General features: G+C 55.4%; 24 protein-coding genes and 1 pseudogene. 9 read left to right on the forward strand and 16 right to left on the reverse strand.

All coding sequences use genetic code 11. The features are described 5' to 3' along the window. Positions 1-52: 52 nt before the first annotated feature. The 7 genes from addA to regB form a co-directional block, all read right to left on the reverse strand. Positions 53-3,412, reverse strand: a complete 3,360-nt coding sequence (addA, locus tag G7G_RS0118770; protein WP_010443000.1) for a double-strand break repair helicase AddA — start codon at positions 3,410-3,412, stop codon at positions 53-55. Further along, positions 3,409-6,336 carry a double-strand break repair protein AddB gene (gene addB, locus G7G_RS0118775; RefSeq protein WP_010443001.1) on the reverse strand — a complete coding sequence of 976 codons (2,928 nt, stop codon included), beginning with the start codon at positions 6,334-6,336 and terminating at the stop codon, positions 3,409-3,411. Before addB ends, addA begins: the two co-directional genes overlap by 4 nt. Continuing rightward, positions 6,329-7,015 carry a nucleotidyltransferase family protein gene (locus G7G_RS0118780; RefSeq protein ID WP_010443002.1) on the reverse strand — a complete coding sequence of 229 codons (687 nt, stop codon included), beginning with the start codon at positions 7,013-7,015 and terminating at the stop codon, positions 6,329-6,331. Before G7G_RS0118780 ends, addB begins: the two co-directional genes overlap by 8 nt. After that, positions 7,012-8,016 (reverse strand): aminoglycoside phosphotransferase family protein, encoded by a 1,005-nt coding sequence (locus tag G7G_RS0118785; RefSeq protein WP_010443003.1) that lies wholly within the window; start codon positions 8,014-8,016, stop codon positions 7,012-7,014. Before G7G_RS0118785 ends, G7G_RS0118780 begins: the two co-directional genes overlap by 4 nt. After that, entirely contained in the window at positions 8,013-8,483 is a 471-nt protein-coding gene (gene tsaE / locus G7G_RS0118790) for a tRNA (adenosine(37)-N6)-threonylcarbamoyltransferase complex ATPase subunit type 1 TsaE (protein WP_010443004.1), read from the reverse strand. Before tsaE ends, G7G_RS0118785 begins: the two co-directional genes overlap by 4 nt. Positions 8,484-8,523: 40 nt before the next feature. Then, the gene (locus G7G_RS0118795; protein WP_010443005.1) at positions 8,524-10,032 is read right to left on the reverse strand and encodes a PAS-domain containing protein; all 1,509 of its coding nucleotides are present in this window, start codon (positions 10,030-10,032) and stop codon (positions 8,524-8,526) included. Between the two features lie 65 nt (positions 10,033-10,097). Beyond that, positions 10,098-11,489: a sensor histidine kinase RegB gene (gene regB / locus G7G_RS0118800; protein WP_010443006.1), complete on the reverse strand. Its 1,392-nt coding sequence runs from the start codon at positions 11,487-11,489 to the stop codon at positions 10,098-10,100. A gap of 89 nt (positions 11,490-11,578) precedes the next feature. Here regB and G7G_RS0118805 point away from each other — a divergent pair, with 89 nt between their 5' ends. The 3 genes from G7G_RS0118805 (at position 11,579) to G7G_RS0118815 (ending at position 13,734) form a co-directional block, all read left to right on the forward strand. Then, positions 11,579-12,196, forward strand: a complete 618-nt coding sequence (locus G7G_RS0118805; protein ID WP_010443007.1) for an SCO family protein — start codon at positions 11,579-11,581, stop codon at positions 12,194-12,196. An 87-nt stretch (positions 12,197-12,283) separates the two neighbouring features. Next, the gene (locus tag G7G_RS0118810; protein ID WP_010443008.1) at positions 12,284-12,838 is read left to right on the forward strand and encodes an ActR/PrrA/RegA family redox response regulator transcription factor; all 555 of its coding nucleotides are present in this window, start codon (positions 12,284-12,286) and stop codon (positions 12,836-12,838) included. 128 nt (positions 12,839-12,966) lie between these two features. Next, complete coding sequence (locus G7G_RS0118815) at positions 12,967-13,734, forward strand: sulfotransferase family 2 domain-containing protein (protein WP_010443009.1); 768 nt, start codon at positions 12,967-12,969, stop codon at positions 13,732-13,734. Positions 13,735-13,998: 264 nt separating this feature from the next. Here G7G_RS0118815 and G7G_RS24270 read toward each other — a convergent pair whose 3' ends face one another. Then, positions 13,999-14,805, reverse strand: a complete 807-nt coding sequence (locus tag G7G_RS24270; protein WP_010443010.1) for a hypothetical protein — start codon at positions 14,803-14,805, stop codon at positions 13,999-14,001. A 234-nt stretch (positions 14,806-15,039) separates the two neighbouring features. Between G7G_RS24270 and G7G_RS24755 the strand changes: the two are divergent. Together G7G_RS24755 and G7G_RS0118825 are read left to right on the forward strand one after the other, a co-directional pair. Beyond that, positions 15,040-15,183, forward strand: a pseudogene (locus G7G_RS24755) (two-component system response regulator); the annotation flags it as partial. 212 nt (positions 15,184-15,395) lie between these two features. After that, on the forward strand, positions 15,396-15,632 hold the full coding sequence (locus tag G7G_RS0118825) for a hypothetical protein (RefSeq protein ID WP_010443011.1): 237 nt from the start codon (positions 15,396-15,398) through the stop codon (positions 15,630-15,632). Positions 15,633-15,960: 328 nt separating this feature from the next. Here G7G_RS0118825 and G7G_RS0118830 read toward each other — a convergent pair whose 3' ends face one another. From G7G_RS0118830 to G7G_RS0118840, 3 genes are all read right to left on the reverse strand, one after another. After that, entirely contained in the window at positions 15,961-16,929 is a 969-nt protein-coding gene (locus tag G7G_RS0118830) for a glycosyltransferase family 2 protein (protein ID WP_010443012.1), read from the reverse strand. 50 nt (positions 16,930-16,979) lie between these two features. After that, positions 16,980-17,804, reverse strand: a complete 825-nt coding sequence (locus tag G7G_RS0118835; RefSeq protein ID WP_010443013.1) for an FkbM family methyltransferase — start codon at positions 17,802-17,804, stop codon at positions 16,980-16,982. A gap of 74 nt (positions 17,805-17,878) precedes the next feature. Continuing rightward, positions 17,879-18,472, reverse strand: a complete 594-nt coding sequence (locus G7G_RS0118840; RefSeq protein ID WP_029622189.1) for an HD domain-containing protein — start codon at positions 18,470-18,472, stop codon at positions 17,879-17,881. 207 nt (positions 18,473-18,679) lie between these two features. Between G7G_RS0118840 and G7G_RS0118845 the strand changes: the two genes are divergently transcribed. From G7G_RS0118845 to G7G_RS0118855, 3 genes are all read left to right on the forward strand, one after another. Next, on the forward strand, positions 18,680-18,994 hold the full coding sequence (locus G7G_RS0118845) for a hypothetical protein (RefSeq protein ID WP_010443015.1): 315 nt from the start codon (positions 18,680-18,682) through the stop codon (positions 18,992-18,994). Positions 18,995-19,095: 101 nt separating this feature from the next. Next, entirely contained in the window at positions 19,096-20,484 is a 1,389-nt protein-coding gene (ahcY, locus tag G7G_RS0118850; RefSeq protein WP_010443016.1) for an adenosylhomocysteinase, read from the forward strand. A gap of 13 nt (positions 20,485-20,497) precedes the next feature. Then, a complete protein-coding gene (locus G7G_RS0118855) occupies positions 20,498-21,247 on the forward strand; it encodes an extensin-like domain-containing protein (RefSeq protein ID WP_010443017.1) in 750 nt (249 codons plus the stop codon). A 4-nt stretch (positions 21,248-21,251) separates the two neighbouring features. On the opposite strand, the gene G7G_RS0118860 is transcribed toward G7G_RS0118855, so the two are convergent. After that, complete coding sequence (locus G7G_RS0118860) at positions 21,252-21,899, reverse strand: DUF899 family protein (RefSeq protein ID WP_010443018.1); 648 nt, start codon at positions 21,897-21,899, stop codon at positions 21,252-21,254. A 191-nt stretch (positions 21,900-22,090) separates the two neighbouring features. Here G7G_RS0118860 and G7G_RS0118865 point away from each other — a divergent pair, with 191 nt between their 5' ends. Beyond that, positions 22,091-22,432: a DUF2853 family protein gene (locus tag G7G_RS0118865; protein ID WP_010443019.1), complete on the forward strand. Its 342-nt coding sequence runs from the start codon at positions 22,091-22,093 to the stop codon at positions 22,430-22,432. Positions 22,433-22,654: 222 nt separating this feature from the next. On the opposite strand, the gene G7G_RS0118870 is transcribed toward G7G_RS0118865, so the two are convergent. Genes G7G_RS0118870 through tsaD form a run of 4 tightly spaced genes read right to left on the reverse strand, consistent with a single transcriptional unit; the run spans position 22,655 to position 25,404 of the window. Then, a complete protein-coding gene (locus tag G7G_RS0118870) occupies positions 22,655-23,077 on the reverse strand; it encodes an EVE domain-containing protein (RefSeq protein WP_010443020.1) in 423 nt (140 codons plus the stop codon). Then, positions 23,077-23,346 carry a YciI family protein gene (locus G7G_RS0118875; RefSeq protein WP_010443021.1) on the reverse strand — a complete coding sequence of 90 codons (270 nt, stop codon included), beginning with the start codon at positions 23,344-23,346 and terminating at the stop codon, positions 23,077-23,079. Before G7G_RS0118875 ends, G7G_RS0118870 begins: the two co-directional genes overlap by 1 nt. A 1-nt stretch (position 23,347) precedes the next feature. Further along, on the reverse strand, positions 23,348-24,310 hold the full coding sequence (locus G7G_RS0118880; protein WP_010443022.1) for an NAD(P)H-dependent glycerol-3-phosphate dehydrogenase: 963 nt from the start codon (positions 24,308-24,310) through the stop codon (positions 23,348-23,350). Then, positions 24,307-25,404: a tRNA (adenosine(37)-N6)-threonylcarbamoyltransferase complex transferase subunit TsaD gene (gene tsaD, locus G7G_RS0118885; protein WP_010443023.1), complete on the reverse strand. Its 1,098-nt coding sequence runs from the start codon at positions 25,402-25,404 to the stop codon at positions 24,307-24,309. Before tsaD ends, G7G_RS0118880 begins: the two co-directional genes overlap by 4 nt. Positions 25,405-25,455 lie beyond the last annotated feature (51 nt).

Genomic DNA, 25,455 nt, shown 5'->3' on the forward strand with positions numbered 1-25,455 from the left:
CTCCTGAATGGGAATGCTTGGGTTGAGAACGTAGGTGCCGTTCGGGAGGAGGTCAAGATATAGCGCTACGCCTCAGGGCCTCTGTCACTATATCGTGTGGCAGCCACATGAGATGTGCAGTGCGGGTCCATAGTATTGCGGTGTGGATCTGGTGCCTGGGAAATATTTGCGACAGGGCATTTGCATAGGCCCCCATCTGGCGCAACAACCCCTCGGGGCAGGTTTCAGGGTTGTCCGGAACAGTCGCATTTGATTTGAAATCAATCACATGAACGTCCGTATCGGTAACGATCAATCGGTCGATCACCCCGTGCATTCGGGCGCCGTCTAAATCGGCGGAGACCGGGACCTCGGCCAGTGCATCCGGTGCAAATACCGGTTTCAGATGATCGGCGATCAGGACGGCCTCGGCTTCGTTCAGCAACTCCTGGCGTTCCACATCCTGCAAATCGGCCAACAGCCGTGTGCAAAGATGCGTCCATTGCTCCCGAGCAACAGCGGGTAGATGTTCCAGCAATAGGTGCAGCCGCGTTCCACGGAGTTTCGCCGCCTCTTCATCCTGCCCGGCATCTCCGGGCAGAGCCTTGGCCCCCCCCAGATCAGAAGGGCTTAAGGTTTCAACTGGCGTTGGTGCTGGCGGCGCTGGGTGATAAAAAAATTCCGGCAGGTTTTGTTCGATTTTTTGGAGGCTGTCATGCTCAACAACAGGCAGTGCGTCCCAGTCTCCATGCGCCAGCCGGAGTGTCTGGGAACCGGGGATCTGACTGGCCCCTGCGCGCGCCATCGCGGCCTCGACCATTTGATACCAGCTGCTGCCATCTTTACCCACATCTCCGGCTGCGGCGACTATCAACCACTTTTCTGCTCGCGTTAGAGCCACATATAGAAGACGCAGCCGTTCATTCTCCTCGCGCCTTCGAGCTTCTTCACGCGCCGTAGCAATCAGTGAGGGTGAGGTATCAGAGGGCACTTTCCACAAGGGGGTATCCCCTGCCATCATGATCTCGGCATCGCGCGGCGGCTGCCGTTTGCCAGTGTCGGGCAAAATCACGATCGGTGCTTCCAGCCCTTTCGAGCCATGAACGGTCATCACTCGGATCATGTTGCCGACACCGCTCATCTGGCGCTTGATCTCAAGGTCATCGGTTTGCATCCAGAGCAGAAAGCCGGTGAGGCTGGGAATATCCGTCCCTTCATAGGCCAGTGCCTGTGACAGCAATGCGTTGATACCGTCCTCTGCCTCGGCCCCTAGCCGGCCCAGCAGTTTGCGACGCCCGCCGTGACGCGTCAGAATACGCTCGATCAGGTCATAAGGGCGGAGAAAGTCGGTTTGCCCGCGCAGATCGTTCAGAACTGCAAGCGTATCCGGGAATTCCTCGGCACGATTGCGTAGCGCGGCCCAAAGATAGGGTTCTTCCCTGCGATGGGCCAGATCGAACAATTGCTGTTCGGACCAGCCGAACAAAGGGGACTTAAGGACCGTGGCCAGTGACAAGTTGTCCTCGGGTGTGGCCAGAAAACTTAGCAACGCGGCAAGATCTTTGACCGCCAGCTCCGCGCCTACTTTTAGGCGGTCAGCGCCCGCAATGGGCAGATCAGCAGCTTTGCAGGCACGAATGATCTCTGCAAACAGGTCCGAACGGCGCTGGACCAGGATCAGAAAGTCGCCGGGCTGAACCTTGCGGCGAATATTGGTGCCTTGAGTTTCTCCATCGTCGGGTATTGTCGCGCCGTCATCGATCATGTCCCGGATCGACCGGGCCACCTGCTCTGCCAGAATAACCGTATGATGCCGTGCGCCGGGTCGGTCGACCGGGTCGGTCCAATCAGTATCTTCCTCCTCCTCGACCTTTTCGACCACAGGCCACAGGTCAACACGACCGGGTAGATCGGCCTTGAAGGCACGGTGCAGCGAGTCCTTGTGGAACCCGGCCTCGGCACGGTTTTCGAACAGGATATCGACCAGCCCTAGGATCGCACTGGATGAGCGGAACGAATACTCCAGCGTTGAATCCCACAGTTTAGAGCCTGATTCTCGCAGCTTTCGCCCAAATTCGGCCTGCATCCGGTCAAAGGCTTGCGGGTCGGCGCCCTGAAAGGAATAGATCGATTGCTTCTTGTCTCCAACAACAAAGATCGTGCGCTCAACCCCGGATCGGGCCCCTTCCCCGCTGGTGAATTCCTGCGCCAGTTTCTCGATCACATCCCATTGATCTGGACTGGTGTCCTGCGCCTCGTCCACCAGAATGTGATCGATGCCGCCATCAAGCCGGTACAGCACCCATTCCGCCACCGCCGGGTCATTTAACACCTGCCGAGCGCGCAGGATCAGATCATCAAAGTCCAGCCAACCCCGCAGCTGTTTTCGCCGCTCGTATTCAGGCAGGAAAGCGGCAGCAAAACGATGTAAAACGTGGGTTTTCTGCGCAGCCATCAACGCCAGCCTCTGTTCCCGCGCGGCCTCTACCCGCAACATGAGGGCCTCAAGCTGGGGCAATCTGTCGGCCAACACCCCTTCGCGTAACGCCTTGGTGGGGAAACTGTTGATCTTAGCTGTAAACGGTTCTTTTGCGGCCTTACCTGTAAGCAATACGCTTTCCAGCACAGCGAGGTCGTTCAGCCGCGCATCGACAAAGCCCATAAGCTTGTCGGCAGCTTTGGCGTTGTTTCCGCCGCTCTCTTTCAGGGCAGGTAAGATGGACTGGATCAGGTCGACTTCTCCACCCAGAAATACGCTTTGCAGCAAGGATTGTTCATCAAATCCTTGTGGCAGATCAAAACGTTGCAATAAGTCCGGCCAATGCAGAACTTCCTCAAACTGGTTTCGCCTCTGCGCCACGGCGGCGGTTAGTTTGTCAAAGCCGGTATCTGTCACAAAACGGGCCACATCCTCGATCAGTGCGGCCTGATGACCTTCGGCAAAATCCTCAATGATCTCTTCGCGCAGCAGGGCGGCGGCCCGATCTTCCATTTCGGCGAACTGCGGGCTGACCCCAGCCTCAAGCGGGAAGCGTCGAAGCAAAGAGGCGCAGAAGGAGTGGATCGTTTGGATCTTCAAGCCGCCAGGTGTTTCGATGGCGCGGGCAAACAAGGTGCGCGCCTGTGCCAAACGGTTGGGATCGATCACACCCGGAACACCGAGTTCAACCAGTTCTTCCTGAAGGGCGCAGTTGCCCAGCATCGCCCATTTACCAAGACGCTTGAACAGACGATTTTGCATCTCGCTGGCGGCGGCCTTGGTGTAGGTCAAGCAAAGGATGTGCTGCGGCTGGACGCCATCCAACAACAGCCGCGCGACCCGGTCGGTCAGCACCCGGGTCTTGCCCGAGCCCGCATTGGCTGCCAACCAGGTTGACGCGTCGGGGCGCGCGGCCTGAACTTGCCGTTCGGTGGCATCATTGCGGGCGCTCATGTCAGGTCCTCCGGTGCGGTTTCTGCCGACCGATCCCACTCTCCGAAACGGGCGAGATGATCATAATCCCCGACATCCGTATCCTTGTGTAGCATCCGGCGTGACGAGAACCCCTGATCAGGTTCTAAATAAGCAGATATGAGCTCTTTCAGTTCGGCCAGTACCTTGTCGGTCGGCTCTTTCTGCAAGGGCGCGGGTACCTCTTTGTAGGTGCCGCCCATACCGATGAAAATCGCCTGCGCAACGGGAAGCGGGTCGAACCCCTCGATACCGCCCTGTTCGGCCATTGCGGCTTCGATCAGCAGTTGTTTGTCAAATTTTGCCTGCTGGCTTTCCGTTGGCGGGGTTCCGGTTTTGTAGTCGATGATCCGCAAAGTCCCCTGTCCGCTTCGATCGATCCGATCTGCGCGTCCGGCAATGGTGAAGTCCAACGGGGCCAGCGCTAGACGCATTCCAACTTCAAAGGCCACCGGCCCACCATCGGTGCGGCGGTGAATCTCGGCGGATAGAAAACTGTCGGTGATCCGCTCTAGCCGTGCCAACCACAGCTTTCGCGCTGTTGGCCATGCAACGTGTTGCAGCAGCAGGGCTTCGGCCCGTTTCAGGAAGTTTTCACGGTTCAGCAACGCCGGATCCAGCACACTGTCGCGAACGAACTGTTCCAGCACCTCGTGGATAACGATGCCACGTAACAGCGCGTCCGGAGCCTGTACTAACGGGTCCAGAGGCTTCAGGCGCAAAACGTGTCGGGCGTAGATGGCGTAAGGATCGCGGATCAGACGCTTGATCTCGGTCACCGATAGTCGTCGCGGACGTGCTGCGACGGGCGGACGTGGTGACGGTCGGTGAGCCGCTGCAATTTGGGGCGCATGTTCCAGTGTTTCTGCCCAATCCAACCATTTTTGGCCACGCGCGCGCATTGCCGCCAAAGCATCGGTTCCATCTTGTTCAGGCAAGCCCTGCAAAAGGTTGGTCATGCGGTTTAGCCAGCGAGAGGGTACGGTTTCCGCGTCATCCGAGCGGATCGCGCGGGTCAGAACCACCTCCGGTGCACCTGCAGCTTGTTGGAAGTCATGCGCGGATAAGCCGATCCGGCGCTCGGGCAGCAGAAGCCCCGCTTCGTTGCGCATCTGTCGGTTCAACCAGGGATCGGGTGTCGCAGCCTCAGGCCAGCTGCCTTCGTTCAGGCCGCCCAGTATCAAAAGATCTGCGCTCTGTACGCGCGCTTCAAGTGTACCCCAGATCATCAGATACGGATGGGGCGCATCACGGTCGCGAACCTCCTCACCTGCCAATAACGCGCCCAGAAGATCCGCAAAATCATGGGCGGTCATCGCGCCACCGTGGTGTGCCTCGCCCTCCAGTGCTGCCATTACCGCAAGCGCCTTTTGGCCGGCATTCTTGTCCCACAATGTACCCGGTTCACCGGTGGTACCCGCCGAGATTGTTTCGGCCAGTGTGCGAAGTTGCGCGACCCAGTCCGACAGTGGTTGCTCCTGTGGCCGGTATTGATCGCAGAATGCATCGATCACCCAGCGAACCCAGTCTTCGGGCGCTTCGTTGCGAATAGCAAAGGCTGTCAGGCTCACACTGTCGGGAAAGGGCGGGCCGTGGCGGCGCAGGTCGAGTTCCAGATCGCGGGTGTGTAGCAGATGGGCGCCCCGGTCGCCGCCATCATGGCAAAGTGGATGCTTGAGCAGTGTCAGCAATGCCTCACCATCCAGACGGCGCGCGAACAACCCAGCGACATGGCGCAAAAACCGACCGGGTGGAGACAATTGTAGCGGTAAGCCCGCGCTGTCATCGGGCAGGATATTCCACCGGTCCAACGCGGCGCTGACCTGACGTGTCAACATCCGGTCAGGCGTTATGAGCGCGGCGGTTTGCCCGGTTTCTGCGGCCTGACGAAGGCGCAGCGCAATGGCTAATGCCTCAGCCCGAGGAGAAGACGCTTCGATCAGCGTGACATCCTTAGTTGCACCATTCAGATCAGCAAGGTGAGGACCCTCGGTCATCCAGGCGTCAGTCACCGGGGCAGGGCGCAAGGCAAGTGAGATCAGCTTGTTACGCGCAGGTGAGGGCGCCTGATCCGGGGTCCAAGGCTGAATTTGATCGGGACCAAGCCCAAGCCCGAGCATCAGTTTGCGGAATCGATATTGCGGATGATCCTCGGAGGTCAGGGCGTCATCCAGATTGCTCCAGACATGCTCGGGCTGGTCGAAATCATAGCCTGGCAACACCAGGGCCCCTTGCGGCAGGCGCGCGACGGCCTGCATCAGCATTAAGGTGGTTCCGCGTGATCCTGTAGAGCCCGCCAATATAACCGGATGTTCAGGCGGCGAGATCTGCCAGCGCGCGATCAGGTTTTCGACCACGCGGCGCTGCCGGGCCTGCGCGTCAAGTGTATCTGCGCCAGACTCCATGAACTGATCTGCGATGCCGATAAATGCTTGTGCCCGGGCCCAATGGCCGGACATGTCGCTGACGTCCAGTTGCCTGATCGCCTCGGGTGAGACGCCCTCACCCTGCATCTCGTCAATCAGCGCGGCAAGGCTGTCGGACAGATCAAAAAGCGAAGAACGCGCGGCCAGATCGGGTTGTTGATCCAGCAATTTGGCAATCAGCTGCGTCAATTCCAGCCTGCGACGCAAGGGTGGAATTGCGGGCGGGATCTGCGCGAGATCCGCGCTTTCGCCCAGGTCGGTAACCAAAGATAACCGCGGGAGTAAGCAGGGCGGTCCTTGATCAAACAGATCGCGCACCCGGCGTGCCATGCGGCGGGTGTTGATCACCAGTTGAACCCGGGCCAGCGCTTCGGGCGGCAGCCCCTCAAATCGCTCATGCAGCCCGTCGACCAGCACCTTGGGGAAATCCGCTCCCGGAGGGACCGCGAAGACCCGGGGCAGGGCGCTGGGCTCAAACATCGGCAATCAGCCCTTCGGCCAGATCAATACCTTCGGGATGCCCCACATCGCACCAACGACCGGGGTAGGACAGTGCAAATAGGCGATTATGCCGCAGCATTTGATCCCACAACAGGTTCAAGGAAAACACGTCCTCATTGATGTCACGCAGCCCGTCGGTTTTGATTATCTGAGCCCCGCCATATATCAGACCTGCGCCTCGGGTGATCCGCCCGGTGCTGTCCTGAGTAAAATCACCCGGACCGGCATGACCAAGGGCCTGTCCGACCGGAATGCACATTAGAAGCGCATCCATTTCATTTGGATCCCAGTGATCCCTGAGCAGTTTCAGCGGGTTTGGTCCGGCCCAGATCGCATCGCTATTCAGGGTGAAGACCGGCTCGGGACCAAGCAGCGGCAACGCTGCGCGCAACCCGCCACCGGTGTCCAGAATGCGCGGCTCTTCGAGCGACAGCGCCACGTCGTGGCCCGTCAGATGATCGGCAATCTGGTCGGCGCGATAATGCAGGTTGGCGACAACACGTAATGGTCTCAGCGCATCGACCAAATCCAACGCATGGTCGATCAAAGGTCGCCCGGAGACCTTAATCAATGGCTTTGGCCGGTCTTTGGTCAAGGCCCCCATACGGGTGCCGAAACCGGCAGCAAACAGCATTGCAGCTTGGGGTGTAGCGGTCATTGCGACCTCAGCTTTGCAAGGTTCTCCGGGCTTGGTTCGGGCAGGGCGCTGCGCAAAAGATCCGCCACGGGAACCAGCGCCGGATGCTCCAGATCGCGCCTCAAATGGGCCCAGGCAGCGGGGATCAGGTCGACGTAATGTGGTTTACCATAATCTATTGCCAGCCGCGCAAATCCACCCAGAATACGCAGGTTGCGCTGTGCGCCCAGAACCGCATAAGCGGTACGGAAATCGTGCCCGTCAACACCGGTTGCAGTGATATAACGGTCGATCATCCGCATCTCGATGCCGACAGGGACCGTGCGACGCACATCCTGCAGCAGCGACATCAAATCATAGGCGGGATGCCCTAACATCGCGCTTTGGAAATCCAGCAGCCCTACACGCGCCAGACCGTCTCGATCAGGCAGCCAGATCAGATTTTCTGCGTGATAATCGCGTTGTACAACAACCCGTGTCCCGCCGGTTTCGCGGTGCAGGATATCGGCAAAGCGAAGCTCGAACCGGGTGCGAGCTTCTTCATCATGCGACCCTTGAATGCCTTGAGCGTATTTGGTGAAAGAAAGCGCCGCAAGCTCAGTCATCAGAGCAGGATCATAGCTGTCGAGCGAAAGAGTGTGGGCCGCGTGAAGATGAACCAGAACATCGGTTGCCACGTCATACAGGGTGCGTTCAAGCGTTGGATCGTCTCGCAAGACGCGGGCAAACAGAGCGTCGCCCAAATCTTCGAGCAGAAGAAATCCGTATTCGCTGTCCTCTGCATAGATTTCTGGCGCACTCAGCCCGATTGAACGCAAATACTCCGACATGCGTACGAAAGGTTCGACCGACTCCCCTTTGTCGGGTGGGGCGTCCATTAGAACCGCTGTGCGGCCAGTGGCGGGATCGGTCAAGCGCTCGTACCGGCGGTTCGAGGCATCGCCGGCCAAGGGTGCATGTTGTGCACCGCTCCATGGGGTCTGCGCGATCAATGCTTCTGCCAAAATGGCCCGGTTTGTCATTGGATCATCTCCAGCCTGGTGCTCCATTTTGGGTCCGACCATGTAAGTGAAACTTGCCGGGTGTCCTGATCGTCGGGGTCGGTTGCGAAATGAACAAGCAAGGCCGATTGTGGGGACAACGGACCCAGTTTTTCGGGCCACTCGATCAGGCAGATGCTGGTGTCAAATGCGTCGACCAACCCCAACTCTTCAATCTCTTCCACGGATGCAAGCCGATAGAGATCAGAGTGCCAAATTTCCCCGATCCGCGTCTCATAGACCTGAACCAGTGTGTAAGTTGGTGAGGGTACATCCTCAGGCTTGATCAATGTCGACTGGATCAGAGCGCGTGCGAAATGGGTTTTGCCGCTGCCGATCGAACCTTCAAGCAGGATGGTGTCGCCCGGTTGCAATGCACCCCCCAATCGGGTGGCGATTTCCGCAGTGTCCTGAGGGGATTTTAGAGTCAATTTCAGCGGCGCATTCATGGCGCCACAATGAACCTACGTCGGATTGGCCGCAACCGGTTCAGGCGCTGATTTTTTGCTGCTGCGCGATGTTTTCAACGGCACTGTCTGAGGTGAAGCGAACGATGGTTGCCCCGTTTTGCATGGGACTGACTGTGCAGGTCATTGTACTGCCCGATTTTAGGGTCAGTTCGCCTGACCATTCGGCCCGGTTCTCGCGCGTGGTTACAAATTCCCGGATCTCGCCAAGGATTGGAGTGGCGGCGCAATGTTCCTGCCACTGGCGGGTGATTTCAAGAACAGTAGTAGGCTCAAACCCGACCTCGCCGCTGTCACCCCACATCGACTGGTAGGCATAGTTCGTCGTTGCCAGCGTCCCGTCATCCGAAAAGACAGCGATCGCATCAGCAAGCTTGTCCAGAATGGACTGCATCAAATCCATCTCAGCGCGGAACCTGCGCGTCAACGTAATTTCGGCGGTGATATCTTCGAACAGAAAGGCCACAGCACCATCCGGGTGCGGGCGTCCGCTAACAGAGTAGACTGAGCCTGAAGGTAATGACCAAGTTTCCTGATAGTTTCCATCCTGGGCTGCCTCCAGCAGATCATTCATCTGACGCCGCCAGCTTCGGTAATTTTTTGGCTCTGGCATCATATGCTGATCGCGCAACCGGTCAAAAAAGCTGGACAGACTGGGGCGAAGGCTCAGAAAATCCGGCGGCAGTGAGGTCAGATCAATCAGTGCAGGATTAAACAAAGCCAACTGGCTGTTACGGTCAAAAATAGCCAGGCCAATTGAGAGTTGGGCAAAGGTTTTGGTCATCGTCTGCACGAATTTGCGCTGTACAGTTTCCGCCTCAACAATCGCGTTGATATCGACGGCATAACACAACTGACCCTGGTCTTGGGCAACACGGGTCAGATCAAACCACAATCTGGATTCACTGTCTTTGATCTGAACCGAGACACGGGATTTCCGGCCCAGTTGCGCCTCGTCTGAAAGCAGTGGAAAAACCGGTTTTGTCAAATCCGCATCCGGCCCCGAGATCTTCCGAGCCAGAGAAACATAGGCCGCGTTACACCAACGCACCGTGTTGCATTCGCCCGACAGCCATACCGGGTAAGGTGCTTGATCCATCGCTAAACGGGTCGGGTCATTCGGGTCGGCGCGCTTTGCCGATACAGCGCCCTTCAGATCGCGCAACTGGACGCGGATCACTCCATCTATCCATTCACATGAGACTTCGCGGTCAACTGTGCAATCAATAGCGGATACAACCAGATGTCCCCGAGCCCGAACGAGTTCGGGTGTTTCTGGGAAAGAGGGATAGTCACGCTGAAGCAGCCTATGCAGATCAGACCAGTTGGTGACGGACTCATATCCGGCCAATGCGATGTCAGAGTGGCTGATCAACCTGTCCCCATCGAAAAGGAAGACCACATCAAATAGCGATCCGGGCGACGACAGCCCGTAATCTACAAACGATTTCTGGTGCCGAGGCAACAACCACAATATGGCAAAACAGGCCGATACCATGCTGATAGCGGCCAGAATGATCCAGTCGGCCATTATTCAACGTCCCTGTCAAATCAACCCGAGCCTGTATGAAGGGCAATAGTTAACGGGATCTTAACTTAGATCTGGAAGGGTTGGTTTGCGCCTGAGGGGACTGGCGTGTCGCCTGTTTGCGCATCAATCAGTTTGCGCGGCCAGATAACCTTGACGATTGCCCCTTTGCGTTCCTGCTGATCTGTCAAAGTCTGATACGGGTCTGCGCCATTGGCAAAGTAAAGCTCGGCGCCACTGCGCTCGAGCAGGGTTTTGGCAATGAACAATCCAAGCCCCATGCCTTCATATTCGGGCCGGCTGCTGCGGTCGGCCCGACGGCGGCGCATGAACGGATCGCCAATTCGTCCGATAATGTGTGAGGGGTATCCGCGACCGTCATCCATTATCGAAACACTGATCTGATCCGAGGTCCATTCAGCCTCGATCCAGACATTTGCCCGTGCAAAATCCACAGCATTCTGGATTAAATTGCGCAATCCGTGAATGATCTCGGGCTTGCGCAGAATTGAGGGTTGCTGAACATCGCCGTCGGCAACCGGCTTCTCTTCGAAATGTACCTGCTTGCCCCGGTTGATATGAGGTTCTGCGGATTCGTGGATCACCGTCGACAACGGGGCCTGCCGGAGGTGAAGGTCATCTTTTCCGGCCCGTCCCATGTCACGCAATATATCGCGGCAACGATCAGCCTGCTCACGGATCAAAGCCGCGTCTTCTTTCAGTTCGGGGCGATCGTCCAGCTCTTCGATCAATTCCGAACTGGCCAGCTTGATTGTGGCCAAAGGTGTGCCCAGTTCATGCGCAGCGGCCGCGACGACACCGCCAAGATCGGTGAGCTTTTGTTCGCGCGCCAGTGCCATATGCGTGGCCGACAGCGCCTCGGACATCGACTGCACTTCTGAGCTGATACGATGGGAATAGGCGCCGATGAATACAATGGCGATGATGATTGCGGCCCAATTTCCGAACAACAATATGTCAGGGATATCCAAAACAAGGCCCAGATTGGTACGCAGCGGCAGGTGAAACTGTGCCAGCAATGTTGTCAGGATCACCGCAACGCTGCCGATGATCAGGGTTGAACGTGTGCTCATCACATTGGCTGAAATCGTCACCGGCCCGATCAACAGTAGCGCAAAAGGATTGTTAAGCCCGCCAGTCAAATAGAGCAGTATCGACAGTTGCAGCAGATCGAACAGTACCATCAGAAAATTCTCGAACTCGGACAGGCGCTTGTTTTCGGGGAACAACAGGATCGCTGTCAGATTGCCCATGACGGAAACGCCAATGGCAAAGTAACACAGGCCAAGCTCGAGCTGCACATTATAGTATTGTTGCGCGACAGTGATTGCCGTGAACTGGCCAATGATGGCCACCCATCGCAACAGGATCAGTGTCCGCAACCTGATCCAGGTACTGCGTTCTTGCCCGCGCCAAAGGCTGGTGTTGGAATCTGTCATCTGTCGATTATGTCCTATTGCGTCGGCCCACAACGTTGATAGGAGTGCCGACCGAACCGATCAACAACCTTCGTCTCAGGATAGCCGTCATGCTCCGTCTTTATGCCATACTCGCAACTGTTGTTCTGGCCGTTGGTCTGGGTGCAATGTGGCTGCTGACACGCGGTGGTTCGGATGACAAGTTTGCTCAGTGCCGTTCAAGCCAGATCGCAGGCGGCAGCGCCGCGATTGGTGGGCCGTTCGAGCTGGTCAACAGCAAGGGAGCAACGGTGACAGACTCGGATGTGATCACCGAACCAACGTTGATCTATTTCGGATATACGTTCTGCCCCGATGTCTGCCCTTTCGACATGTCCCGCAATGCCGAAGCGATTGACCTGCTTGCCGAACGCGGACAGTCGGTGACGCCCTTGTTTATTTCAATTGACCCTGACCGTGATACGCCCGAAGTATTGGATGATTACGCGTTCAACCTGCATGATCGTATGATCGCCCTGACTGGCTCAGCCGAACAGGTCAAAGCCGCGAGCAAGGCCTACAAAACCTACTACAAAGCGCATGACAAAAGCGATGAGTACTACTTGGTCGATCACTCGACTTTCACATACCTGGTCACGCCCGAGGACGGTTTCCTTGAATTTTTCAAGCGTGATGATACCGCCGAACAGATGGCGGACAAGGTTGGTTGTTTCCTTGACAAGATTTAACGCGCAACAGTCGGTTTGACCTTTGGAATGGCGCTGCTATTACTCATGTTAAAGCCAAAGAGCGTGAAATAGCGGAAAGACCCACATATGGCAGACAGTTCCCAGCTTGAAATCGGCCCCGATAAATCGCTGCTTCTGGTAGATGATGACGAGCCGTTTCTGAGACGTCTGGCCAAGGCCATGGAAAAGCGTGGATTCGAGGTTGAGACCGCAGGCTCTGTCGCAGCAGGCCGCGCCATATCGACCGCACGACCACCCGCATATGCTGTGGTTGATTTGCGGCTTGAGGATGGCAACGGGCTTGATGTGGTCGAAGTTCTGCGTGAAAAGCGCCCGGACAGCCGGGTTGTGGTTCTGACCGGGTACGGAGCCATCGCCACTGCAGTCGCAGCGGTCAAGATCGGCGCGACCGATTATCTGTCCAAACCCGCCGACGCGACTGATATAACCAACGCATTGTTGGCAAAGGGTGACGAAATGCCCCCGCCGCCGGAAAACCCCATGAGTGCCGACCGTGTTCGATGGGAACATATCCAGCGTGTGTATGAGCTGTGTGATCGCAATGTCTCGGAAACAGCGCGCCGCCTGAACATGCACCGCAGGACGTTGCAGCGGATTTTGGCGAAGCGCAGCCCACGATAGGTCATCTCATAGGTAAGTTTGCAATTCCTGAGGTATATCGCAGAGCAACTGCGTTTCTCAGAAGCTCCAGGTGTCTTTCAGTAGTTGAAACCAACTAGGTCGAAAACTCGGGATAAAGGGGTATCTTGATGGAATCGAACGCGCCCAGTGCCTCAGATATTCTCAAAAACTACCACCATCAAAGGCATTTTTTGCAAATCGTTCATATGCCAGCGTTTGATCCGCCGGTGCGTACATTTCTGTATATGAAAAATCATAAATGCGCCTGTTCAACGGTTATTGCCACTTTGCTGCACAGGTTGAATGCGCAGGCCGGTGGTTCAATGCAGATTGATATGAAAAGCATACACAACCCGCCAAAATCGCTGATCAAGACTGGAAGGAAGGCGTTGGATGTCCCGTCAGCAATTGAAGCGCTAGAAGAAAGAACGCGGTTTTGCTTCTCGGTCGTTCGTCACCCGACTGCGCGCACGCTCAGTGCTTTTTTTGGGTATCTGTTAAAAACCCCAGGTCAAAAAGAAAAGTTTCTGCGGCATGTTGGTAGAGAACCAGATGGCGATCTCGGATTGTCAGACTTTCTCGACATCATTGCGCATGACGAAACTGCACGTGACTTGAACCGTCACTGGCGTCCGCAACGCAAAGAAATCAGTTTTGATTTCATCGATTTCGATTTTATTGGTCGCGTTGACGATCTTAATACGGCGGTGGAGCATATCTCTTATGAGATTTTTGGAATCCAAACTGAGATGCAGGATACCCGCAGCTCATTAGGACACTCTTCTTCTTCCAAAGACGCCATACAGAGCTTGACGAGAACTGATCATATGAACCTTGAATCCGCGTTCTCGATGGATTTTGAGATGTTCGAAAACGTAAAAGCACGGTTTAGCTGACGCTGAGCGATATTGGCCGTTTGATCCAAGTTCGCGGTAAAAAGTGATATTTGACGAACTCGAAGCTTCTACGAAAATCCATGAACCGTTTTTTTGGAATCAAGACTTATCTGGAGACAATGCAAGAGTTTGACTGGAGGCGCTGTACCAAAGTTTGGAGACTGCACGTTGGCTAAACACATACCGGCGTGTGTTTCGACGGATTTTGGCAAAGCGAAACCCGCAGTAAAATAACCAGTTGCACTCCTCGGTGCTGTTAATTGCTCAAAGTGGGGCCTCATTTGGATCGATACCATGCTTCTCGCACAATCGATGCAGAAAGCACCCTTCGGGTATTTTCCCACCAAAATTGCGCCTGATCACCGCTCTTAGATTGGTAGAGTATAGATGAATCGAAAGAGCCCTTTTAGGAATCTCGATTTCTGATCGGGTCAATAAGATGTCTCTGTGACGCGCTTTAACGGGATATAATACGTCGCTTCTGGAAGCATGTATTGCTTCACCAGTTTCCCCCAAAAAGTACTGCAAGGCCCGAGGACCATATGTTCCCCAAGGGAAAAACTCAGGCTGAATAGGAAGATTCTTCTCCAGGTGTCTCCGACGAGTCGGCTGGTCCCACCAAGGAGGGAATTCATTATCGTTTGCTGAGAATTCCAGCATCTTTTTGAGGGTATTACTGTCTTTTGGCAGCGCCAGCACGCCATTTAGAATGTTTGAGCCTACCCTTCCAAACAGATAGCCATTCGTGGTTGTTAGGGGTTTTAGCGCGTAAGCGTCTGTATCTGTCCAAATAAAGTTGGTTTTCTCGAGAAGATGTAGTCGAAAAATGTCGGAATGTAGTGCTGGACTTCGCCGGACAAAACCGTTTCCAACTCTTTGAAGCAGAATTCGCTCTGGATCGTATACGCTTCGGGCGTCGGCTTGCGTGACATACGAAGGTAAATTTTCGATTGGGCTATACGAAAACAATGTGACCCGTTGACCAATATCATCAAATGATTTGAGGCAAACAAGGTCTAAAAAGCTCAGGCGTTTGCCAATCCATAGCGACGCCACCTGACTGCGTTCCATAAAAAACCTCTAAAGTAGTATTGCGTATGACATACATGAAGCATGTTGACAACGGATCTGAATGGGCACCGTTTGAAGATATGATATCGATGCAGGATTTGACTAATTAAGTGTGATTTAGAGATATCCTGAGCGCTTTGGCTTGATCCGATGTCCAATCATCAAAAAATCGCGGCAATCAACTAATTTTCTCAATTTACCATAGTGTTGTACGCCCTTCTGCTGCCTGAATAACCCAAGGACGCAGACCGCGTCCGCTATGAGCCTATTTTACGGGTTTATGAGCTGCGCGATCGGAATGTCACTGAAACAGCCCTGTGCCTGAAAATGCACTTCCGTACGTTGCAGTGGATATTGGTGAAGCGCGATCCTCGATGACAATTTCAAGTTTGTAAAAAATTTTTCCGGAAGATTGGTATCATATCCCAACTGAGTTGAACTGTTGATCTTCTGTAAACAAAATTAACGCAATGTGAACAATGTGTTCAAATCGTGTTTAGATTCTCTGTGACATCATCGCGGTGTTGTAGTTGCAACAATGCCGTCAAGTAAGAGGCAGGTCAGGCAAACCGTTCAGAGGATCAAGCGATATGAAGCCGGACATGAGACCAAACCCTTCGCAGAAAGCGATCGAGAAGCTCTTCGAAATAGGCATCGATTTTCCCGAAGTGGGACCACCTGCAGATGCCGGTATGCCCGAGCTTCCTGAGCATGTGTTCCCCATTGAAGCGCCGGATTTGCCGGACCTTACTCTTCCTGAGGAAGCAATGGCTGATATTGAGATTCCTGCAGCCATTTTGCCAACAGATATCTTTGACTTAGGCTAAGTGGTCGATCGAGACTACAGACTTTGGTAAAGGGTGTATGTTTGTCCGCCGAACGTGATGTCATCCGGCGGGCAACCGAGCGATTCTAGATCTGTAACGATAATTGCCAATGCCGTTCGTAAAGATCGTTGCGTAATCAAGCCAGCGGTCATAACCGGCCCCAAATCACCAACCGGCGCATTACTGGATCGCCCACCTATAACTATGGTTTCAAATTCGGAGACCTAGTAATCTTTGGCACCTCTATTCGAGAACTGATTTTTTTAAGTAAGTTACCCGATCTCTCAGGCAATATTGGAAATTTCCGATCTTTATGCCGATTTGCAAATCAAGGCGTGGGATGTTGTGATCGCTCCAGAATACGCTGCGCATAAACCTTGAGGCAATGTGAGTGTACGTGCGAGACATTGGGAATTGCCAACAACGCGTCCACTTTCGCTTGTAGCTTGTCGCCCATCGCTAGCATTCTGTCATCCACGATACTGTTTTGATTGTATTTCTTCCAATACTGTTCGCGAAACCGGCTGTACCGGTCAGGTGCATCAATTGGTTTAGTGCCCTGACCCCGCAGGCGCTTTAGCTCGAAACTATCGCGCGTTTTCACCGGGTAATGAACAACGGCCGCCCAGTCGTGCGAGATTAGATTTTTGGGCGCGGTCCCAAATGCGTGTCGTCGACGCACGCCAGAGCGATAAATATCGTCATGCATGGGATGCCCGGATGCATTGACGAATTGCCCCCCGTCTTGCTGAAACCCTTTGTATAGATGGGGTCGATGAATACCGAACCCGCGTATCTTTTCGGAGGTCTGAAACAGCGTCTTATAGCGCTGATGCAGGCGATGGTCACTCCCGGCGCGTCTCAGAAAGCGCTGGGTGATCAGTCCGGGCTCCCAAGTCGCATGATGCCCGTCTCCGAAAATCAGCCAGTTCACCGCGATACCTTCCGCTTTTCCATGACGGCGATTGATCAGATCTGTGACTTGATTGTTAGGACCTGAACAGTAGAGGAATTCGTCACTATCGAGCCACATCAACCAATCGGCATAAATGAGCGATGGATGCAAATAGGCTTTTTCAGCGGCCTCATGTTGGGGGACATCGCCCGGTTTCAGATCTTGTAAGACATGAGAAATAACCCCGTTTTTATCAAGTACATCAAGCAGTTCGGTCGTACCGTCGGTTGAATCATTGCTGTAGATCAAGATCGGATCGAACCCGATCAACAGATGATAAGCGACCCACTCAAGAATGAATGGCCCTTCATTCTTTGCACAGGAAAACAACCCAACATTCATGCCGGTTCGACCCCAGGCTTGTTCATGGTCGGTGATCCTTGATGCACAGCCTACCTTCTGAAGATGATATTGCGTTGGGTTTGAAAGGCATTTTCATATCCACGAGCTGCCAGCGCAGCAAACAGGCTTTTCGCACCTGTACCGAGATTGACAGTTTCCAGTTGTAAATAGTACGGGAGCGCGTCGTCGTCGGCAGCCGCAAGGAAGGGCGTGAGGATGCGCGGCTCGTGCCCTTCAACATCCAGCTTGATAAAGTCCGCTCCGTATAGATGTTTTAGCTCTAACAGTGTTCGGGTTTGCACTTGAATGAGTTGGTATTTTGAATTGTCCACGCATGCCATGTCATTCGTCAATCGCCCTTCACCCAGATTGGTGGCCGTATCGCCGCGAAGCTCTATCGAAAGCGCAGCGTCGCCAGATTCGTCCGAGATGGCGAACGTGTTCAGATCGACGTTGTCGAAACCGTTCAACGCACAGTTCATAGACAAGCGATCCGCCAGCGCAGGGTTTGGCTCGAACGCAAAAATCTGAGAGTCTGGGCTGAGGATTGACGCAAAGAACAACGAGTAGAGACCAAAATTAGCGCCAATATCCAAGACCTTGAGTGTTTTCCCCTCAAAAGTCTCTCTCAGCCAATTCAACTCAAGCTCTTCCGGAGATCGACCTTTTCGCCAGAGTACAAACTCACTGAAATTGTCATAGGGATGCAGATGGATGTTCAAGTTTCGGTAGGTGACCATCTGTGGCAGTAGTGATTTTCGGATCAGATTGCGCACCCGTCCGCGACCTGTGAGGTTGTAGGCCTCACGTAAGCAGGCGTTGGCATAATCCAATCGCGCCTTCGGTACCGATACCTGACTGTCTGCATCGCTCATTAGAACCTGTGCCCGGCTATAGCCTTGTTTTGATGGCAAATTAGCACAGGACGCAACTCCAATCTATCGGTGACTTAGAGGCTGTCCAGCAACTCCTGATGCCGTGTGGTATATGCTTCTCTTACCTCGATGGGAGGGCGCAGCTTGATCTGCAGCCCCTCCAGAATCGCTTTGTCAGGGCGACCGAAGAATTTTGTCGCCTCAGTATCTGAAAAGCCCGCGATTTGTGTCGCTTCCATCCAGGCGCTGATCTTGTCGGCTTTCTTGATCTGGCGCTTCACCGTTTGCGGCACCGCGGCAGGCAACCCGAAACGGATATGGATTGCAGCTGCCAACCGGTCGTCCAGCGCGCCATAATCCGGGCCGACCGCAGATTTGACCGGGGAAATCATGTCTCCGATCACATATTCGGGCGCGTCGTGTAACAGTGCGGCTAATCGCCATTTTGTTGGTGCATTTGGTGCGATGCGGCCAAAAAGCTGTTCCACCAGCAAGGAATGTTCGGCCACGGAATAGGCGAAATCCCCGTTGGTCTGACCGTTCCAACGTGCTACAAAGGCCAGCCCGTGAGCGATATCTTCGATTTCGATATCCACCGGCGTCGGGTCCAGTAAATCCAGCCGACGACCCGACAACATTCTTTGCCACGCTCTGGGTTGTGTTGCCATTTTGCCATGCCTTGTGAACTAGGACACGTTTAATCCGTGTTCTTATGCTATGATGTACCTGTCTGGATCACATGCTGCCAACAGTTTCTTGAGCATTCGTGCTTTGAACCGGTGCGATACGATCCCGACATTAAGGACTGAGGGGGGTGCAGACTCCTCCCAGTTGCGCCCCTCTCGAAGCGAAACTCGTATCGAAAGGAGCTTGTTATGTTCAAGCGTTTATTTGCTACCGCCCTCGCCTTTGGAATGGCTGCAACTGCACCGCCTGCATTTGCACAAAATTGTGCAGAACGCGAGCACGTGATTACCAAACTGCAAGACAGTTATGCCGAGGAATTAGCCTTTGGCGGTCTGCAAAAGTCACGTGGCGCACAGTCGGTCATGGAGGTTTGGACCTCGAAGGAAACAGGAAGCTATACCGTCCTGGTGACCCAAGCAAACGGCATCAGTTGTATTGTCGCCGTTGGCACGGATTTTTTTGAAGCGATCCCAAAGATCAAAGTAGAGGGTACGCCAAGCTGATATTTTCAGTGTCAGGAATTAACCCCGGCCACCTGCGTTGCCACCTGCCCCAATGAATGCTAGGGCAGCCCGGATCAAGATTTACCGGAGTGGAGCACCTGATGGCCGGGGACTATATCGTCAAAGACATTTCGCTGGCTGGGTTTGGCCGCAAAGAGCTGGATATCGCCGAAACGGAGATGCCAGGCCTGATGGCCCTGCGCGCAGAATATGGTGAGAGCAAACCACTGAGCGGTGCCCGGATCGTGGGTTCGCTGCACATGACCATTCAGACCGCAGTTCTGATCGAAACGCTGGTGGCGCTTGGCGCGGATGTGCGCTGGGCATCGTGCAATATCTTCTCAACGCAGGATCACGCGGCCGCTGCAATTGCCGAGGCCGGCATCCCGGTCTTCGCGATCAAAGGCCAGACGCTGGAAGAGCATTGGGATTACCTGGACAAATCCTTCCTGTTCGAAGACGGCCCGAACATGATCCTCGACGATGGTGGCGACGCCACGCTGTATATCCTGCTGGGCGCACGTGCCGAAGCGGGTGAGGACATCATTCCGGTTCCGGGTTCGGAAGAGGAAGAAGTGATCAAGAAGCAGATCGCCAAGCGTATGGCCGCCAGCCCCGGTTGGTTCACCAAAATGCGCGACCAGATCCAAGGCGTGTCCGAAGAGACCACCACCGGCGTGAACCGCCTGTATCAGCTGGTGAAAGACGGCCACCTGCCGTTCCCGGCGATCAACGTGAATGACTCGGTCACCAAGTCAAAGTTTGACAATAAATACGGCTGCAAGGAATCGCTGGTAGACGGCATCCGCCGCGCCACCGACACCATGATGGCCGGTAAGGTTGCCGTAGTCTGCGGGTATGGCGACGTGGGCAAAGGCTCGGCTGCCTCGCTTCGCGGCGCTGGTGCGCGCGTGAAAGTCACCGAAGTTGACCCGATCTGCGCCCTGCAGGCTGCAATGGACGGATTCGAAGTCACCCTGCTGGAAGACGAAGTTGCCAGCGCGGATATCTTCATCACAACCACCGGCAACAAGGACGTGATCCGCATCGAGCATATGCGCGCGATGAAGGACATGGCCATTGTTGGCAACATTGGTCACTTCGACAATGAAATTCAGGTCGCCAGCCTGAAGAACCACAAATGGACCAACATCAAGGAACAGGTTGATATGATCGAGATGCCTTCGGGCAACCGCATCATCCTGCTGTCCGAAGGCCGCTTGCTGAACCTCGGCAATGCCACGGGGCACCCCTCTTTTGTGATGTCGGCCTCGTTCACCAACCAGGTTCTGGCGCAAATCGAACTGTTCACCAAGGGCGATGAGTACAAGAACGAAGTCTACATCCTGCCCAAGCATCTGGATGAAAAAGTCGCTCGTCTGCATCTGGACCGCATCGGCGTGAAGCTGACCCAGATGGATAGCGATCAGGCGGCCTATATCGGGGTGAAACCCGAAGGCCCCTACAAGCCGGAACACTACCGCTACTAAGTGCGAAAGACGCATGACCAAGCCTTCCAGACGCCGCCGATTCCTGCTTTCGGCGGCGTCTTTTCTTTTTGGCCTCTTAACGCTGTTGATCGTGTTGGTCGGAGGCGTTTGGTGGCTGCTTGCCCATCCCAACACTCCGGTGCCCCCGTACTGGAACCCGCTGCGTGAGCTGACCGTGACTGCGCCGGTGACTCCGGTCACAACCTATCAACTGAACCGAGCGCTGGCGGATGACGTCATGTGCCGCGCCGCTCTGGCTGAGGCTGGGGTACAGTTTGAACCGATGGAAGATCTGGTCGTGGAAGAGAACTGTGGGATTGCGGGGCGGGGCCGATTGACCAACTTGGTGAAAGCACGGATCGCGGCGATTGAGACCCGGTGCGCCACCACCTTACGGCTTGCCATGTGGGAACATCATGTGGTGCAGCCTGCCGCAGAGAAGGTATTAGGTACCGCAGTCAGCCGATTGCGCCAGATTGGCAGCTATAATTGCCGCCGGATGCGCACCGCGCAAGGACAAGACAATGGCTGGAGCAGCCACGCCACTGCAGACGCGATCGATATCGTCGGGCTGGACCTCTCGGATGGGCGCAGCTTGAACCTGCTGTCTGACTGGGGCACTGACGGCCCCGAGGCCGATTTCCTGCGTCAGATCGGGCGCGGAGCCTGTGATTGGTTCCGCGTGGTCCTTGGCCCTGACTACAACCGCTTGCATGCCGATCACTTTCACCTGCAGGGGCCTGGCTGGGGCTACTGCCGATAGTACCTCAGCGCAATGAAGGAATGAAATCTCCGCGGCCCTGTGGTGTGAAATCCAGTACATTCCACAAAGGCCAAGCTGCATCCACATGCCGGGGATGCCAGTCGCTGGGTTCAAAGAACAGCTCGGAACTCCAGAAGTGATGAATGCCATCAGGGAGCCGTTGAAAGACATTCAGGATGGGAAGCTGATCGCCCCCTTCGGTCTGGGCCAGATAGTCGCTCTGGTAATTCGTCCCCAGTGCAGAAAAGAGCGGCAGCGCATTCCAACCCATCTCATCCTTGAGCGCCGAGAGTTTTTCAGGCGTGTTCTGCGCCACCACGGCAACCGAGGCGTTCTGTATGAGATGGTGGATCTGAGAGTTTAGTCCATCCAGAAAAGCAGAACACATAGGGCAGGGGCGTTCCGCATCAGGTCCGTACATCAGTGAATAAATGATCAGCGTTTCTTTGTCGCCAAACAGCGAGGACATCGGTGCGCCTTTGCCTGCCAGATCTCGGAACGCATAATCACCAGGGATTTTGCCACCGGTTGGAAGAGAGCGGCGCAAGGCCGCGACCTCTTCAACCTTGGCTCTCAGGTCTCGTTCGGCAGAAAGGAGTGCGTTACGTGCGGATCGGTATTCGGTGGTTTCGTTGGGCAGAGAAACGGGCATGAGGACCTCCGGGAATCATAATTAACAAAAATGTTAAATAATAAATCTGGAAAAATCAAATCGAGTAGTCCTGCAAAGTTCAGCCTAGGGGGAAACCTTGTGATTTTTCCCTTTTGGGAATTCCGCCGACGAGGCTAGTCTCTTCCGCATCGGCAAAAAATTCCGTGACAATGGATTAAGGAGACTGGGACATGGGCAAACGCGACGAATTGATCGCCAAATACGCTGAAGATCTGAAAGGCAAATGCGGGATGGACCCCGATATGAACCTGCTGACCAAGGTTACCATCGGTTGCGGTCCGGCGATCTATGACGCGGATGCGTCGACAGTGGCGGCCAGCCAGGAAGGTGAGCTTGAGACGGTCAAGAACAATTTCCTGATCAAAAAGCTGGGCCTGTCGGATGGTCCCGAGCTGATGGAAGCGATCAACAAGGCCATGGAAACCTATGGCATGTCCGAGCGCAACAAATACCGCGCCGTGGTCTATTACATGCTGACCAAGCATTTCGGCAAAGAAGCGGTTTATAGCTGATCTAGCCTAAAGCCAGCTTAGCACCCGTCGGTCCTGCCGGCGGGTGTTCTGTATTTGAATGAAACTCTAAATACTTGGCGTTTGAAGCGCGGTTCTGAAATCGGCTAAGGTCAGGTCATGACCAGGACGGTCAGAACCAACAGATTTCCGTATGTGTGTGGTGAGTTTGGGAGCACGCGGGGTAGGGAAGGTTCTGCATCCGTCAGGGCCTTCCCTTTTTATTCAATCTGCTTCGGTCTGGCCCAGTCCGCAGATCACCTGCCATTCTGCATCGCTGACCGGCTGCACCGACAAGCGCGAGTTCTTGACCAGAACCATTTCAGCCAGACGTTCATCTGCCTTGATCTGATCCAGCGTGACAGGGGTGGCAAATGGCCGGACGGCCTTGATATCCACGCATTCCCAGCGCTCATCATCGGTGGTGCTGTCGGAATGGGCCTCGGCGCAGACCTCGACAATGCCAACAATCGCCTTGTCCTTCTGCGAGTGGTAGAAGAACCCCCGATCACCGATCTGCATCTGACGCATGAAATTGCGGGCCTGATAATTGCGGACCCCGTCCCATTCCTCGCCTGCATTTCCTTTGGCGACTTGCTGATCCCAGCTCCAGGTCGAGGGTTCGGATTTGAACAGCCAATACGCCATCAGCCGATAACCTTTTTCCACGGGATCAACTCGACCGAGTCGAACAGCCCGGCCAGCGCATAGGGATCATTTGCGGCCCAGGCCTCAGCTGCGGCCAGGTCATCGACATCCAGAATGACCAGCGATCCGATCATCGCATCGCCTTCCAGCAACGGCCCGGCCTGCGCCACCACACCAGTGTCATCGATATAGGCCAAATGTGCCGCGCGGTTGTCCAGCCGGGTTTGCAGGGCTCCGGCTTTGTCACGGGCGATCAGGGCGATGAGCATATTATTCCTCCTTGAGTGGGCGACCCAGCAGCGCCTGAATCGCGTCGGTGACACTGTATGCACCGCTGCTGAGTTTCGCCACCGTTGCGCTGATCGGCATATCCAGTCCTTCACTTGCGGCGATCTCAGACATGGCCAGCGCGGTGGCGACGCCTTCGACAGTTGTTGTGCTGTCAAACGGCTTCTTTTGACCCAAACACAGGCCAAAACGATAATTTCGAGATAATTCGGACGAGCAGGTCAATACCAGATCGCCCAACCCTGACAGCCCCATAAGCGTATCCGGTTGAGCCCTGCGCAGCGCGGCAAAGCGCTGCATCTCGGCAAATCCGCGCGTGATCAATGCAGCGCGGGCGCTGTCGCCAAGGCCTGCGCCAATAGCCGCACCGCAACCAATAGCCATCACATTCTTTAGCGCGCCACCCAACTCGGCCCCGACGGTATCGGCGGTTCGATAAAGGCGCAGGTTGGCGGTTGTCAGCTCTTGCTGAAGCGCCTCACCCAGTTCGACATCAGCACAAGCCAGCGTCAGCGCCGTGGGCAGACCGCGCGCGATATCATCGGCAAAACTGGGACCGGTCAGAAGGGCCGGCTGTGCGTCCGGCACGGTTTGACGGATGACGGCGACAGGACCCAGACCCGTGGACAGTTCGATCCCCTTGCAGCAGGCCACCAGAACCTTCCCGCTCAGCCGTGCTGCGTGAAGATTCAGGGCATCACGTAGTTTTTGCATTGGCACCGCAAGCAGCAGTACATCGGACCGCACCGCCTGTTCAATCTCGGCAGTCACCGTGATGTTGGCTGGCAGCGTGACGCCCGGCAGGCGATCGACATTCTCTCGCGATTGCTGCATTTGGCTTGCCTGATCGGGGTTCCGCGACCAAAGCGTAACGGGGCCGTTTCCCGCCAATGATATGGCTAAAGCGGTTCCAAAGGCACCTGATCCAAGAACTGAAACGCTCATGCCTTGGCTCCTTTCTTGCCGCCACCTAGCATCGATGGGCTGGTTTGATCCAAGGGCCAGCGGGGTCGTGCCATCAGGTCCAAGCCATCCCGCACACCGGTGCGGAATCTTTCTATTCCTGCATAGGCAATCATGGCGGCATTGTCGGTGCATAAAGCCATGGGAGGGGCGGTAAATCGGGCGCCCATTTCCGCAGAAACAGTCTCTAATGCAGCACGAATGGCAGTATTTGCAGCAACCCCACCGGCAACGGCAATAACCGTTTCCGACGGAGAAGCCTCAAGATACAGCGCAATTGCGCGGCGGGTCTTCTCGGCCAGAGTATCGACGATCGCCTGCTGAAATCCGGCGCACAGATCGGCGCGATCCTGTCGCGTCAGACCGCCTTTTTCGGCCACGATCTGATCCCGCATCCGCATCAGCGCAGTCTTGAGCCCCGAGAACGACAGGTCACATTCGGGGCGATCCAGCAGCGGGCGCGGAAAGCGGAAACGTTTGGGATCGCCCGTACAGGCCTCGGCCTCGACCGAGGGGCCGCCGGGCTGCGGCAGACCCAGCAGACGGGCGGTCTTGTCAAAGGCTTCTCCGGGGGCATCATCGATTGTGCCGCCGAGACGGGTGAAATGCTCGGGTCCATGCGCGATTAGGTATTGGCAGTGGCCGCCTGAGACCAGCAGCATCAGGTAGGGAAAGGCAATTCCGTCGGTCAGGCGTGGCGTCAGCGCGTGTCCGGCCAGATGGTTCACCCCGATCAGCGGCAACCCGGTCGCCGCACTCAGACCCTTTGCGCACATCACGCCGGACATCACGCCGCCGATCAGGCCCGGCCCGGCTGTCACGGCGATTGCATCCAGATCACGCAAGCCAACTTCGGCCTGTGTTAGAGCCTGTTTGACGCAAATATCCAACTTCTCGGCATGCGCACGCGCTGCGATCTCGGGCACAACACCACCATAGGCGCTGTGCAATTCAGTCTGACCATGTACCACGGATGACAAGATCTCGGCCCGTGCGCCTGTGCACTGCCGCACCACGGCGGCAGCGGTATCGTCGCAGCTGCTTTCCAGTCCGAGGACGGTAAGTGTTTGCACCATAGGCCTGATCCGTTGCATCATGATTGCCAAGCGGGGTATCACCCCGCGCGG

The organism is Ruegeria conchae (assembly GCF_000192475.1).
Classification (GTDB): domain Bacteria; phylum Pseudomonadota; class Alphaproteobacteria; order Rhodobacterales; family Rhodobacteraceae; genus Ruegeria; species Ruegeria conchae.